This is a genomic window from Serratia sp. NGAS9, from assembly GCF_009905295.1.
In the GTDB taxonomy this organism is placed as follows: domain Bacteria; phylum Pseudomonadota; class Gammaproteobacteria; order Enterobacterales; family Enterobacteriaceae; genus Serratia; species Serratia bockelmannii.
The window spans coordinates 4,891,290-4,904,158 of the sequence record NZ_CP047605.1 but is presented as its reverse complement, the minus strand read 5'-3'; the positions used below and the strand labels follow the sequence as shown (position 1 = coordinate 4,904,158).

Below are 12,869 nucleotides of genomic sequence, written 5' to 3'. Positions count from 1 at the left end.
GGCGCCCGGCCCGGATTGCGCCCGCTACGGCACAGCGCGCAGGGTGGCGACGATCGCCGCCAGGTCGGCGCGCTGCTCGTCTGCCAGCGCGGGCTGCGCCTGCGCGGCATTCTCCGCCAGCAGGGTTTGCAGGCCGATCAGCCAGTCATAGATATAAAACGCGGTATTCTTGGTCGGCGTCGGCGCCAGCCGGGTTAGCCGCTGCTGGCCGCTCCAATCCACCGCCGGCTGCGGCGGCGGGGTAAAGATCGGCTGGCCGGGATTGACGCGGCTTTCGGGGCGCGTTGCCACATCGCGCCGCGGGAAGCCGAGCCAGGCGACGAAGTCGCCCAGTAGCGCCAGCGCCTGACTGATCTGCCGATCTTCACCCTGTTCCGGCAGGCCCCCGGCGCACAGTGCACGCTCCAGTTCGTCGTCGAGCTGCAGGCGGCAGGCGGCGCCGATCAGCGCATCGACCAGCAATTCCAGGTGTGGTTTCTCGACGCCGAGCAGATCCAGCAACCGGCGGCTGTCCGGCAGCGCACGCAGATGATTGACCCAGTCTGCGAAGATCCGTGCGGCAAAAGGCGATGCGGGCTGCTCGCCGGGCGCCGCAGGGTCTTGCTCGCCGAACAGATCGATATCCAGCCCGAACGGTGAAGGCACCATCGTCGGAGCCGGTGCGGTGTGCTGCTGTTGCTGATAAAGCTGGCGCAGCGTATCGCGCTGGGGTAGCAACCGCTCCAGCAGTTCGCCGTGGCGGCCGGCCTGTGCCTGCAGTGCGCGCAGCAGCTGTTGCGCGCGTTGCTGCGTCGCGTGCGGATCGGCGGCGGTGAGCCAGTTGCCGAGCAGGCTTTCCGTCAGCTCGCGCTGCAATTCCTCACGCTGTTCGAGCAGGCGCGCTTGCTTGTGGGCCGGACGCGCCTGAGCGGCCAGGTAGTTCACCATGCGGCGACAGTCCTGTTCATCCAGCGCCAGCAGCGTGGCCCAGCTGTCGCCGGGCTCGCCGACCTGACGCTGGACAGCGTCGTCGGGCCGCGCTTTGCCTTCCTGACGCGAGTCGAACGGCGTGATTGCCCAGATTAAACCGGGCTTGCGGCGTTGGCGCAGCGCCGGGGTTTCCCCCTGGGTGTGGTTGACCCAATCGCCGAGCGCCTGGCCGACGCGCGCGGCGTCCTGCGGCGTGGCGGCGGCATCGGTTACCAGCAACAGATTGGCGTGCAGGCCGTCCGAGCAGCGGGTCAATAAATGGGCGCGCTTTGCCTGTTGCAGACGCTGCGCCGGCTCCGCCTGCGGACAGCTGCGGCTGCCGGGCAGGTCGATCAGCGCCACCTCGGCGGGCAGGCCCGCCTGCGCCGTCTGCGGCAGAACGGTGGTCACTTCGGCGGTCAGCCAGGCCAGATCGCTCAGTGCGATCTCCCGTTCATCGCCGTTTTCGGTCATGACGGCGATCGTGGCGTTTTCCGGTACGGCGTTTGCGGTCAGCAGCGCCAACGCGCGGCGCGGGGCATGAACCTGTCGGCTGCCGCCGAGGGTATGCAGCGCGTGCGCCAGCTGGCGATAACGCGCCGTCAACGTCGCCTCCTCTCCCCACAGCGGTGCAAACAGGCGCGCGCGATCGTCGATGCTCAGCTGCGGCGCCAGCGCCACGGCCTGCGGCCAGAAGTGCCTGTCGAGCGTGGGTTGCTCTTTGCCGCCGTGGCGGCGTTGGTTGTCCCACAGCGCCAGCACGGCGTTGCCATCGAGGCCATCGAGGGCGACGGCTTGGCGGTGGCGCGCCAACGCTTGCAAATGGCCGGCGATGGCGCGGGCGTCCCAGTCCGGGCGAAAGCCGCGCATCGCGGCGGCGTCGATCGTGATGGCCAACCACTGCGCTTCGTTGAGCAGCGCGAGGGCGATCGGATAATCGGCGGGCCCCGTTTCGGCCGCCGTGCAGTAGCGCACCGCGAGCGACAGGTCCGCGTTGAAGCGTTTGGCGCCAGGCGCCAGCGCCGCCAGCAGATGGGCCTTGGCGGCGGCGTTGTGGCCATACAAACCGATGGCGACCTGCGCAGGCCGGGTGTTTTCCAACTGGACGGCGCGGTTATGGCAACCGCGCAGACGCAGCGTCAGGCGATCGGCTTCCCGCTCCAGGCGGGCGGATTGTCGGCGTGTGGCGTCCACCCAGTCGATCGCCTGCACAATGCCGGCGCTGAGCGCGTTATTCGGAGCCGCTGGGGCAAAGGTGTGCGTTTTCATCGTGGGTAAATGCTCCCGCTGTCTATCCAGTAGTGGGTCGCACCGGAGGCGCTGGCAGCCAGGGTATTGAGTTTCAGTTGCAGGTGGTGAGCCGGGACGGGGCTGCCGTCGGCCAGCACCGCCTGCGCGATCTTGACGCTTTCGGCACCCTGTTCGGCGCTGGCGGTGATGGCCAGACGCAGGCCGATCACCGCGTCGCCGGCCAGCTTGCGCGCCAGCTGGGCGTCATTGATGGTCAGCGTATAGAGCGGGGAGGCCGGCCAACGTTCGTTGTCCAACTGGCGGAAGCCCAGACGCAGTGGGCCGCGCAGCTGGAAGCTGACGGCGGGATCGAGCGCGAAATCGGCGCGATCCAGATCGATGTCGCGGTAATAGACGTTATCGTCCGCCAGCATGTTGTTGCCGTCCAGCATGCCCAGATAGCGAATGGTGGAGTAGGGCTGGAAATCGCCGACGTTGAAGTAAAAGCTCTCCAGCCGCAGATCGATCGCCAGCAGGCACAGCATGGCGCCCACGGCGGCGGTGGATTTCGGGTTGTCGATGCGGCCGCGTTTGTTGAACGGGTACCAACTGCGGGTGTGGTAGCCCTCGAGCGGCAGAATGCGGCTGGCGGGCAGCGGCTGCAGGTGGCGCAGCAGCGCCTGCACGCCGGGGAAACGCGCCGGGCGGCCGGTCAGCAGCAGCACGTCGCAGGTATACAGCGCCACCACTTCGGCCAGCAGGCGCAGGCAGCGGCCGATGCCGATGCGATCGGACAAGAAGGCGGCGTGCAGATCGGCCAGGCGGGTCACCAGCGGGGTGTGCAGAATATCGAAGGCGTCGCTGTCGGCTTCGCGCTGCACTTCGCCGTTGATAAACGCCAGCACCTGCGGCGTCGGCGGCTGCGGCAGCAGATCGCCGAGGTTGGCGGCGATTTCCGCCCGGCTGTCCAGCGGATCGTACTGCTCATAGGCACCGAGCAGCGCGCGCCCGGCGGGCATGAAGATCTGCAGCGCGGCCTGCTGACGCAGGGTGGAAAGCCCGTCCATGCGCCCTTCGTTGCCGAACAGTTTGTCCATCAGTGCCGCGGCGGCGTTCACGCCGGCGGCCTCGAACGCCTGTTGCACGGCGGGCAGGACAAACTGCTGGATGATGTCCAGCAAGATATCGTCGCCGGCGACCTTAAAGCCCTCGCGGAACAGCAGGCGCGGGTTGATTTTGATGTTGTTGCCTACGCCGTCATCGAGCGAGTAGTGCGTGATCGCCAGATCGGTGGTGCCGCCGCCGATGTCGATGGAGGCGATGCGCAACGTCTTGCCGGGCTGTTCACCCGGCGCCAGCGGCCGATCGGGCCGCGCCATGGCGGCGAAGAAGGCGTCGGTGCGGCCGGCGAAGTTCACCTGGGTTTCGTTGTACAGATAGACCATCTGGCCGCAGGTGGCTTCGTCCCACTCGATCTGCACCTGCGGCGCCGGGAAGCGGGTGTGCTCGCCGTTGAACGGCGCATCCTGCGGGTGCCAGCCGAGGGCTTTCCATACCAGCCCAATCGCTTCCTGCATGCGGCGGCGGAAGATCTCGCGCTCCGGCTTCGGCATCGCCGAAGGCAGCGTCAGGATGATGGCGCGTAAACGGCGCGGCGCGGTGGCGTTCGGCATGCGGCTGCGTTGGGCGATGCTGTTGATCTGCATCAGCGCCTGCGCCAACAGCTCGCTCAACATCAGGCTCATCACCGCACTGCGGCTGTAATGGGCGGCGAACACCGGCAGCCGTTCGGCCGTCGGCAGGGCGGACAGCGGCACGCCCTCATCGTTGATCAGGGTGGTCAACGGCGCGGCGGCGGCCATCGGCTCGTTCCGCTCGTTGAAGCGCCAGCCGGGCGCATAGCGCTCCTCGTCCCACAGATAACGCCGTGGGCTGGAGATGCCGGTGGTGCCTTCATGCCCTTCGCGTCGCTGCGCCAATTGCGCGGCTTCATGGCCGACGCGGGTGATGGACGGCCATTGGAAGGCATCGTCGCGTCCGCTCTGGAAGGACAGATGCGGCTTGCCGAACGCGGCCCGAGAAAACTCCACCCGGCTCTCGAACAGTTCGTTGTAGACCTGATGCGGTTCGGAAAGCGAGCGCAGCTGCAGCTCATAGGTTTGCTTCAGGCCGTTGCTCTCTTCCGGATGGTCCTCGACCAGCACGCCGCAGGTGTGAGAATTGCCGACGTCCAGCACCAGATCGACGTCGATCGCCGGTTGTTGCAGCGTCGCCGTCACCATTTTTATCTGCGGCACCGTCAGCTGATGGCCGAGCATGTGCAACAGGTTGAGGTAGTGCGCCTGATACTCGAAGGTTTTCAGCCCGGCGTTGATCTCCGCCTCGGCGCGCTGTTCCCGCTCGGTGGCGCGCTGGCTGAACGCCTCGCGCAGCCAGCCGTCCACCCAGGTCAGATCGAGGAACTCGCCCAGCTCGTGGTTGCGGTGCGCCAGCGTGAAGTTCAGCCCGGTGCCGAGATCGCTTTCGCCCGGCGCCAATGCTTCCTGGCCGGGCGCGGCGGCGCGGGTGTCGAAGGCCAGCACCACGCGCAGCAGGTTACCGTCCTGATCCGGCTCATCCAACTGCACCACCTGCAGACGTGCCCAGTTATCCGGGCCCGATAAAAACATTCCCGAGGTGGTGTAGCGCAGGAACGGCAACGGCAGCCAGAGCTTATCCAGCAGGCGCAGCGACTGCTGCAGCGGGTAGCTGAACTCCGGCCGTACCACTTCGGCGGCCTGGTCGCCCACGGCCGGCAACTGGTATTTGCCGCTCTCGGCCTCCCATTGCAGGCGCAGCAGCGGGCCGCTGGCGGTCTTGCGCACGAATTTGCCGGGAAACTCGGCGTCCAGCCGCGGCGTCAGGGCAAAGTCCAGAAACTGAATGCCGCTGTCCTGAATCAGCGTAACGCCGTGTTTGTAGTCAGTAAGGGGGGCCAGCATCATTTACTCTCGCGCTTGAACGTCATGGGATAGGTGGTGTCCGCATCGTAGCGGCCGGTGCACTCCGCCGCGCCGGTCTCGCCTTGGCGGCAGACGATTTCCGGGATCTGATAGCGGCTGCCGTCGCTGCAGCGCGCCTTGGTGCGGCTGTTGATCACCAGATTGCCGGACTGCATCAGGCCGGCTTCGACCGCGACCCGACAGGTGACGCCGTCGCCGTAGGCGATGATGGCGTTGCCTTTGCCCGCGTTCAGGTGGTATTGCAGGCTGGGGCGTTTGCCGGTGATCGGATCTTTCAGCGCCACCGTGGCGCGCCATTTGCCGTTAAGGAAACGGGTGGAGCCAGCCTTCACCGCCTCGGGTGGCAGCACCAGCGCATTTTTGTCCAGCGGTTGCGGGATGGTCGGCGCCGGGGGCGGCGGCATCAGCGTGGCGTGCGCCAGCGGCAAGCGCAGCTTAGGCAATGGCGCGGCGGTTTTTTCCGGTGGTGCCGGAGGGTGCACCTCAGCCGGCATCGCCGGTTGCGGCGTCGGTGAGCGGTGCAGCCAGGCGGCCAGCGCCGCACTGCCTAACAGCAGTACCGGTAACAGCCACAGCGCGTGGCGCCGACGCGGGCGCACGACGGCAGGGGATTCGACGGGGGCCGCCGGAGCGAGCACCGGTTCAGGCTCGGCGGCCGGTGTTGGTTTTGCCGGTTCAACAACGGCCGGCTTGCGTGGTGCGGCGGCGATCGGCGCCGGTTTTTCCACTTCCGATTCGAGCGGGCGCAGGCAGGCTAACGGATCGTCCGGGCTCTGCGCCTGCGGTTTGATAAAGCCCCAAAAGGTCAGCACCGGTCGGTCGTCTACCAGGTAGACGTGGTTGGGATCGGGAATATGCATCGCTTTGGCCAGCAGCGCGCCGAACAGGCGGTGGCTGGGATGATCGGTCGCCCGGGTCTGTTCCGTCAGGCTGCGGAAGGTCGCCAGACAGTGTTCCAGGTGGCGCACCGCCTGCGCGCGCTGGGCGTCGCTTGCCGCCAGCCAGGAGGTCACCTTTCCCGGGAAGGGCGCATACCAGTCGATGCGGGTGCCGCTTTCGTTCGGCTGGGGGATCGCCAGACAGTCGGCGGCCTGCGGATGCCGGCGAAGACGCAGGGTTTCCCGCAGCTGCTGCGCGCAGGCGTAGATCGGTTGCCCGTTCTCGCCTAAAGCGAGCACATCATCCAAACTGCCACTGCGTAAGAAGGGTTTCACCACGGCACCGCACCTTGTCCTGTTCTGCAAAAACGCATAAAAGTCCATGATACCCCGCAGGCAGTGCCGTCAAACGGCCAAGGACAGCCCGAAAAACGCCCTTCTCTGGCGTTAGCGGCGCGCTTTGGCAACCGGCACAGTGAAAATCTCGCTATCTGGACCTGTCCGTGAACCGCTTTATCTGAAAAATAGAACGCAGCCCCGGCAAGCGACGCCGGGGAATGCTGTTCTCTTTCACTATGACCTCGCCTCGCGGGTTGCCGATTTCGGTATGCCTCAGGCGTGCGGAGCGTTCGCATCATGGACAGTCAGTCTGAAAAAACTCTCGTTGTTACCCCCGCTCATCCCGTTGTCGGGCATTCCGCCCAGGGCTGGATGAACGGCTTCCTCGGCATGATTATCTTCAGCGGCTCGCTGCCCGCCACGCGGGTGGCGGTACTGGAGCTCGATCCGCTGTTTCTGACGGCGGTCAGGGCGGCGATCGCCGCCTTGCTGGCCCTGTGCGCGTTGCTGATCACCCGCCAGGCGCGGCCGACGCGGGCCGATTTGCCGCCACTGCTGTTTGTGGCGCTCGGCGTGGTCATCGGCTTCCCGCTGCTGACGGCGCTGGCGCTGCAGCACACCACCTCGGCGCATTCGCTGGTGTATATCGGCCTGCTGCCGCTGGCGACCGCCGGTTTTGGCGTCTTGCGCGGCGGAGAGCGGCCCAAGCCCGCTTTTTGGGCCTTTTCCGGTATCGGGGCCGCGCTGGTGGGGGCGTTCGCGCTGAGCCAGGAAAGCGGCGGTGCCTGGCAGGGGGATGCGCTGATGATCGGCGCGGTGCTGCTGTGCGGTCTGGGTTATGCCGAAGGGGCGGTGCTGTCGCGCCGGATCGGTGGCTGGCAGGTGATCTCCTGGGCGCTGGTGGTCGCCTTGCCGTTGACGCTGGTGGCGGCGTGGTGGGCGGCGCCGGCCACTTGGCCTGCCGTCAGCGGTGCCGCCTGGCTGTCGCTGGTGTACGTCTCGGTGTTCAGCATGTGGATTGGGTTTATCTTCTGGTATCGCGGCCTGGCGCAGGGCGGCATCGCCGCCGTCGGGCAGCTGCAGCTGCTGCAGCCGTTCTTCGGCCTGATGCTGGCGGCCTGGCTGCTGCAGGAAACCGTTCAGCCGATGATGATCGCCGTGATGGCCGGCGTGGTGGTTTGCGTGTTCGGCGCCAAGCGTTTTTCCCGCTAGGCGCCGCTGCCGGCGCAGGCCAGGATCACTTCGCCGAGCCGTTTCACCGCCTGCTGTACCTGGCGTTCATGGTAACCGCCCAATCCCAGCACCAGACCCGGCTCACCGTGGCCGGGCGCATACATCGGCGACACCGCCCGCAGCGCCAACCCGGCTTCGTTGGCGCACTGGGCGACCCGCACGTCATCGAGATCTTTCCTCAGCCACAGCACCATGTGCATGCCCTGATCGCAGGGCTGCACTACCGCCAAATCGGCGGGGATATGCGTGTTGATCGCCTCGATCAGCACCCGGCGTTTCTCGGCGTAGACGCCGCGCATTTTGCGGATATGCCGGTCGAGATACCCTTCGGCGATAAAGGCGGCCAGTACGTGTTGATCCGCGCTGGGCGGGTGACGATCCATCAGGATCCGGGCGCCGCAAAAGGCGTCGACCAGCGGCGGCGGCACGATGGCGTAACCCAGCCGCAGCGAAGGGAACAGCACCTTGCTGAAGGTGCCGAGATAAAGCGTCCGCTCGGGCGCCAACCCTTGTAGCGAGGGGAACGGGTGGCCGGCGTAGCGCATCTCGCTGTCGTAATCGTCTTCCACGATCCAGGCCTGCCGCTCTTTGGCCCAGGCCAGCAGGGCGCTTCGTTTCGCCATGCTCATCGGCATGCCCAGCGGGTATTGATGCGACGGCGTGACAAAGGCGGCTCGGGCGTCGGCGGCCAGGCGCACGCCGGCGGCGACGTCGATGCCGTCGTTAGCGACGGGTACCCTGATCATGTGCCGATCGCGAAACAGGCTGTTAAAAAGGGCGGTGATGCCGGTGTAGGCGGGGTCCTCGACCCAGGCGCTGTCGCCGGCGTCCAGCAGGATCTGCGCGGCCAGATACAGTCCTTGCTGGGTGCCGGCGGTGATGAGGATTTGCTGCGGCGTGCAATTTACCGAGCGGGAACGGCGCACATAGTCGCAGATGGCTTCGCGCAGCGGCAACGCGCCCAGCGGATCGCCGTAGCCCGACGGGGCGCCGGGGCCGCGCGCCCGGATGCGGTTGCCGAGCCGCCGCCAGACATCGTCGGGCGCGGTATCGCCGATCGGCACCGAGACGGTGAACGGCACCGGCGGCAGCGCCCGCACCTGGGCGGCGAAGCGCGCCAGATGCTGCGCCTGTGAAGAAAGCGGAACCGCTACCGCCGAACTCGCCTGTACCGTGGCGCGTGGCGTGCGGCGCGGCGCCTGATAGTGGGCAACCCGGGTGCCGGAACCGGGCTGCGGTTCGAGAAAGCCTTCCGCCGTCAGCTGAGCAAAGGCCTCCAATACCGTGCCGCGCGCCAGATTCAGCGCCGCCGACAGCCGGCGTGTCGAAGGCAGCAGATCGCCCGCTTTCAGATCGCCTTTGTGGATTGCCCGGCGCAGGGCCTGCGCCAGCTGGTGGCTAAGCTGCCCCGCCTGGCGGTCAATCTCGCCGAGGGCGGGGACGTCAACGACTTGGGCTGTTCTGGGCATGTATTCCGGCTCGCTTTGCAGTACAAAAATGAGTATTCAGAGTAAACCACTCTGATATCACTCGCGAGCCTGTTGTCGCTCAGCTTAGCCCCCGCTGATTCAGCAGCACCTTATTCAACTCGCTGTTTTTACGCACGTTAAGCTTGCGCATCGCCGAACGCTTATGGGCGCTGATGGTTTTCTGGCTGCGCTGCAGCAGGCCGGCGATGCTGCAGGCGGACATGCCGCTGCTCATCAAACCCAGCACCTTTTTTTCGCAGTGGCTGAGCGCGGCGATGCGGCAGGCCTGGCATTTCCACAGGCCGGCGGCGTGCAGCGCCACCCACGGATGCTGGATGAACTTTTCCAGCGCCATCTGCAGCTTGAGACGGATGGCATAGGCCGAATCGCGCCGATGGATGCTGAACAGCGGCGGCAGGTTTTTCACCTGTTGCTGGGTCGTGTCGTCGAGGATCAGCAGGGTCAGCTGCCGCTGGCGCGGGATGCCGTAGGCGCTCTGGTAGCAGCAGGCGCAACCCCAGCGCTCTTCCGGCGTGCGAAACACGATTTCGATGTTATCCAACGCCTGCAGCGCCAGCGGCGAGAACTGCGGGTACAGACGCTGGCATTCGTTCAGGGAGTGCAGATAGTCCTGCAGCAGCAGACGCAGCCCCTGCTGGTAGAAGTTATCGCTGTCGAACAGCGTGAAGCGAATATCTGGCATGGGTGGCTCCTTAAAAGGGCCGTGGCACCGCGCCGGAGCGAACGGTGACGGCCCATTGCCGGCGTTCGCGCGCCGGTCGTTTTCCTGATTTCCCTGGGGTGGTGCGGGCTTATTGGTACGCCAGCACAAAATTGGCGACGGACGTGAATTCGCCTTCGGTAATGCTTTGGTTCTGGATCGCGCTCGGCTGCCCCTGCACATAGGCGGTGAAGTTCAGGCTGTTGGGGCCGTTTTGCAGCGCGACGGCACTGGTGGCCTTATTCAGGTCGATGTCCGCTCCCTGATGATCGAACAGGGCGATGGCGGCGCCGTTCGCGCCGTTGTTGATCGCCAGCTTGCCCGGCAGCTCTCCGTCTTCGGTGCCGCTGAAGGTCACGCTGACGGATTTGAACACCGTGGTCTTGCAGTCGGTCAGCTTGATGCTGAACGGCACCGGCGTGGTGTGGCCGTAGCGGTACAGGGTTTTGACGATCACCGTGCCCATCTCCACCAGCTGATCGGCGGACTGCGGTTCGATATTGCACGGGCGGCTCACCACGGTGCCGTGGAACTGCACCGGCGCGCCGATAAGCTCGGTGTTCGCCGCCGCCGGTATGGCAACCCACCAGGGCGCGCAGCTCAGCAGCGCTAAAGCGCGTAGACGCATTTTCCGTTCCTCCCTCGGTTACTGGAATGCCGCCACGATGGTGGCCGATGCGTTGAATTCCCCTTCGCCGATCTCTGCGCCGCCGTTGGCGAACGGCGCCGCCACCAGGTTCCAGGAGCCGCCGTTGCCGATGTTCGGCACCGGGTAAAACTCATTCGGGATAACCAACTGGCCGTTGTGCGTCAGCCGGATGCCGAGATCGTTCTTGTCGGTTTTGAACACCTCGTTGCTGAAGGCGGCCGCCGTGCCCGACACCGCCAGCTTGATGTTCAGCGTGCCGTCTTCGAAGCTGCCGCCCTCGCACTGGAAGCGCACCGGAATGCTCTGCGGATAATTCGAACCGTTGAGATCGCTGCCGCCGATCTCGCCGAACTCGACGTTAATCAGCTGGCCTTCGTTCACCACGCATTTATCCGGTACATAGAGGATCGCGGACTGGATAAACACCTGCGCCATCGGATTGGGGCCGAAACCGCCGTCGGTCGAGCCGAGGCGGCCGTACATCTCGATGATCTGCCGATCGTTAATCTCGACGCCGTTAATGATCTTTTTGCGCACCCGGAAAGTGATCTTGCCTTTGGAACCGCTGCCGTAGTTGTTGACCTGTAAGTACGGCGGCTGGCAACGGTGTTGGCTCAGCAAATTCGATTCGTTGTAAAAAGGCACGGTGACGTAGGCATTCTTGTTGCCGGCAATCCAAACCTCGGCTTTTAAATCCAAAAAGTCATTCAGTTTTAAATAGCCGTTGCCGTAGTCGGAGGGGGGCAACGCCGAATCCGACTTGTAAAAGTGCGGGCTGGTGGGAATAGGGGTATCGCAGTACACCTTGCCGGTATAGGTGCCGCCCAGATCATAGGGAAACAGTTTGGTGAACCCTACCTGGTTGGTGATGTTGCTTTGATTGAGGTCGATATAGAACTGTTTGGGGCCGCCGTCCGGCGTGACGTAGCCGTTGGCCCAGGCGGCGGGGGCCGCCAGTGCGATCGCCAGCGGCAGGCAGAGTTTGGTCAGTTGTGTTTTCATCGCGTTCTCGAGCCTCACAGGTAAATCACCTGAATGTGCGCCATGGCGGCGAACCCGGCGGCCATCACCGCCCGCTGGGTGGATTCCACGCTGGCGCTGAACCACAGAGTGTTGCTGCCGGGCTGCAGAATGTAAGGGCGGCTGCGCTGATTCAGCTCCAGCACCTGGCCCTGCTGGTCTTGCAGCCGCAGGCCGATGCCCTGTACGCCGCCGTTCAGCTTCAGCAACGACGGGTTGTCGACGTCGCTTTCGCCAAGAAATACCAGCGTGGCGGCCTGCTCACCCTGCAGGTAGAGGCGGCCGGCGTCGCCGTTGCGCGGGCCGGCCGGGTTATCCGCCAGCGCGCGCGCGCCCAGCAGGCAGTTGCGGAACGAGAGGCGAAAACGCACCGGCGCGCTGCGATCGCCGGCGTTGCGGAAGTCGCGTGCGCTGACGTCGCCCAGATCGACGGACTGATCCCGGCTGTCCGGCGTCAGGCTGCAGGGGGAGCTGAGCAGGCCGCCGTGAAAGCTGACGGTGCCGGTGGTGCCTTCGATCACGCCCAGCGGCGTTGCCGCCATCGCGCTGCCGCCGCACAGCAGTGCGCCGAGCAGCAGCGGGCGCAGTCGATCGGTGAATTCAGCCATGCTGGACCTCCTTATTTTTTCTCGGGCACGGCGGTGCAAACGCTGCCGTTGCAGGCGAAGCGCAGTTCGGGGTGGCCGCCGTAGTCGTTGATGTAGGTGATGACGAAGCTGTTCATGCCGGTATCGTGCAGCTTGAGGCTTTCGCTGGATTTCGGCTTCAGCATCAGCGGCTGAAAACCGCCGATCGCGCCACCGCCCTGTTTTTGCGTCTGCCGCGTCATGCCGGTCAGGGTGATGTAAAACGGCGTCGGGTTATCGACGGAGATAGCGCCGCCGCTTTTACGGAATACCAGCTTTTCCTGCCACACCTGGCCCTTGGGCGCGACGATGGCCTTCGGCCGGTAGAACAGCTTGATCTGCGTTTGCAGCGCCAGCTGCATCACGTTGGTTTTGGTGCTTTTCGGCGGAATTTCGCGCAGGTTGAAGTAGAACACCGACTCGCGATCCTGCGGCAGGCGATCCGCCTCCGGCGTCTTGGTGATGCGTACCACGCTGCGCTCGCTTGGCTCCACGCGCTGCAACGGCGGCAGCACCACCAGCGGCGAGGTGATTTTCTGGTGCTGCTCGTTCTCCAGCCAGGACTGCGCCAGGAAGGGCAGCTCTTTGTTTTCATTGACGATATTCAGGCTGATCGATTTGGCGTCGCTCACATAGACGGCGCGCGTGCGATCCAGCGATATCGCCGCGTCGGCGGTAGGCAGTACGGCGCTCAGGGCCAGGCCGGCGGCGGTCAGTAGCGTTATCGGGTGTGTGTTCATGTCATTATTTCTCA

The 12,869-nt window shown here is 65.3% G+C and carries 10 protein-coding genes; 1 reads left to right on the top strand and 9 read right to left on the bottom strand.

The window, feature by feature from the left end:
• Positions 1 to 24 precede the first annotated feature (24 nt).
• Genes GUC32_RS23260 through GUC32_RS23250 form a run of 3 tightly spaced genes read right to left on the bottom strand, consistent with a single transcriptional unit; the run spans position 25 to position 6,397 of the window.
• Complete coding sequence (locus tag GUC32_RS23260; RefSeq protein ID WP_193402979.1) at positions 25 to 2,217, bottom strand: virulence factor SrfC family protein; 2,193 nt, start codon at positions 2,215 to 2,217, stop codon at positions 25 to 27.
• Positions 2,214 to 5,159: a virulence factor SrfB gene (locus tag GUC32_RS23255; RefSeq protein WP_369435786.1), complete on the bottom strand. Its 2,946-nt coding sequence runs from the start codon at positions 5,157 to 5,159 to the stop codon at positions 2,214 to 2,216. Before GUC32_RS23255 ends, GUC32_RS23260 begins: the two co-directional genes overlap by 4 nt.
• The gene (locus tag GUC32_RS23250) at positions 5,159 to 6,397 is read right to left on the bottom strand and encodes an SrfA family protein (protein ID WP_369435457.1); all 1,239 of its coding nucleotides are present in this window, start codon (positions 6,395 to 6,397) and stop codon (positions 5,159 to 5,161) included. The genes GUC32_RS23255 and GUC32_RS23250 overlap by 1 nt, the downstream gene beginning before the upstream one ends.
• 297 nt (positions 6,398 to 6,694) lie before the next feature.
• On the opposite strand from GUC32_RS23250, the gene GUC32_RS23245 reads away from it, so the two are divergent.
• Positions 6,695 to 7,609, top strand: a complete 915-nt coding sequence (locus tag GUC32_RS23245) for a DMT family transporter (RefSeq protein WP_049205608.1) — start codon at positions 6,695 to 6,697, stop codon at positions 7,607 to 7,609.
• Here the strand turns inward: GUC32_RS23245 and GUC32_RS23240 are convergent.
• From GUC32_RS23240 to GUC32_RS23215, 6 genes are all read right to left on the bottom strand, one after another.
• Positions 7,606 to 9,099, bottom strand: coding sequence for a PLP-dependent aminotransferase family protein (locus GUC32_RS23240; RefSeq protein ID WP_334274091.1), 1,494 nt, complete (start codon positions 9,097 to 9,099; stop codon positions 7,606 to 7,608). The two genes, GUC32_RS23245 and GUC32_RS23240, sit on opposite strands and share 4 nt — an antisense overlap.
• Positions 9,100 to 9,178: 79 nt before the next feature.
• A complete protein-coding gene (locus tag GUC32_RS23235; protein ID WP_043139025.1) occupies positions 9,179 to 9,802 on the bottom strand; it encodes a LuxR family transcriptional regulator in 624 nt (207 codons plus the stop codon).
• 109 nt (positions 9,803 to 9,911) lie between these two features.
• On the bottom strand, positions 9,912 to 10,448 hold the full coding sequence (locus GUC32_RS23230; RefSeq protein ID WP_025304591.1) for a fimbrial protein: 537 nt from the start codon (positions 10,446 to 10,448) through the stop codon (positions 9,912 to 9,914).
• Positions 10,449 to 10,466: 18 nt separating this feature from the next.
• Positions 10,467 to 11,471 carry a fimbrial protein gene (locus GUC32_RS23225; RefSeq protein ID WP_043139022.1) on the bottom strand — a complete coding sequence of 335 codons (1,005 nt, stop codon included), beginning with the start codon at positions 11,469 to 11,471 and terminating at the stop codon, positions 10,467 to 10,469.
• Positions 11,472 to 11,485: 14 nt separating this feature from the next.
• Positions 11,486 to 12,097 (bottom strand): fimbrial protein, encoded by a 612-nt coding sequence (locus GUC32_RS23220; RefSeq protein WP_369435456.1) that lies wholly within the window; start codon positions 12,095 to 12,097, stop codon positions 11,486 to 11,488.
• Positions 12,098 to 12,108: 11 nt separating this feature from the next.
• The gene (locus GUC32_RS23215) at positions 12,109 to 12,855 is read right to left on the bottom strand and encodes a molecular chaperone (RefSeq protein ID WP_049294961.1); all 747 of its coding nucleotides are present in this window, start codon (positions 12,853 to 12,855) and stop codon (positions 12,109 to 12,111) included.
• Between the last annotated feature and the right edge of the window lie 14 nt (positions 12,856 to 12,869).

Coding starts and splice junctions, on each gene's coding strand:
- GUC32_RS23260 (WP_193402979.1), bottom strand. CDS start 2,217: ATGAAAACGCACACCTTTGCCCCAGCGGCTCCGAATAACGCGCTCAGC.
- GUC32_RS23255 (WP_369435786.1), bottom strand. CDS start 5,159: ATGCTGGCCCCCCTTACTGACTACAAACACGGCGTTACGCTGATTCAG.
- GUC32_RS23240 (WP_334274091.1), bottom strand. CDS start 9,099: ATGCCCAGAACAGCCCAAGTCGTTGACGTCCCCGCCCTCGGCGAGATT.
- GUC32_RS23225 (WP_043139022.1), bottom strand. CDS start 11,471: ATGAAAACACAACTGACCAAACTCTGCCTGCCGCTGGCGATCGCACTG.
- GUC32_RS23245 (WP_049205608.1), top strand. CDS start 6,695: ATGGACAGTCAGTCTGAAAAAACTCTCGTTGTTACCCCCGCTCATCCC.
- GUC32_RS23220 (WP_369435456.1), bottom strand. CDS start 12,097: ATGGCTGAATTCACCGATCGACTGCGCCCGCTGCTGCTCGGCGCACTG.
- GUC32_RS23215 (WP_049294961.1), bottom strand. CDS start 12,855: ATGAACACACACCCGATAACGCTACTGACCGCCGCCGGCCTGGCCCTG.
- GUC32_RS23235 (WP_043139025.1), bottom strand. CDS start 9,802: ATGCCAGATATTCGCTTCACGCTGTTCGACAGCGATAACTTCTACCAG.
- GUC32_RS23230 (WP_025304591.1), bottom strand. CDS start 10,448: ATGCGTCTACGCGCTTTAGCGCTGCTGAGCTGCGCGCCCTGGTGGGTT.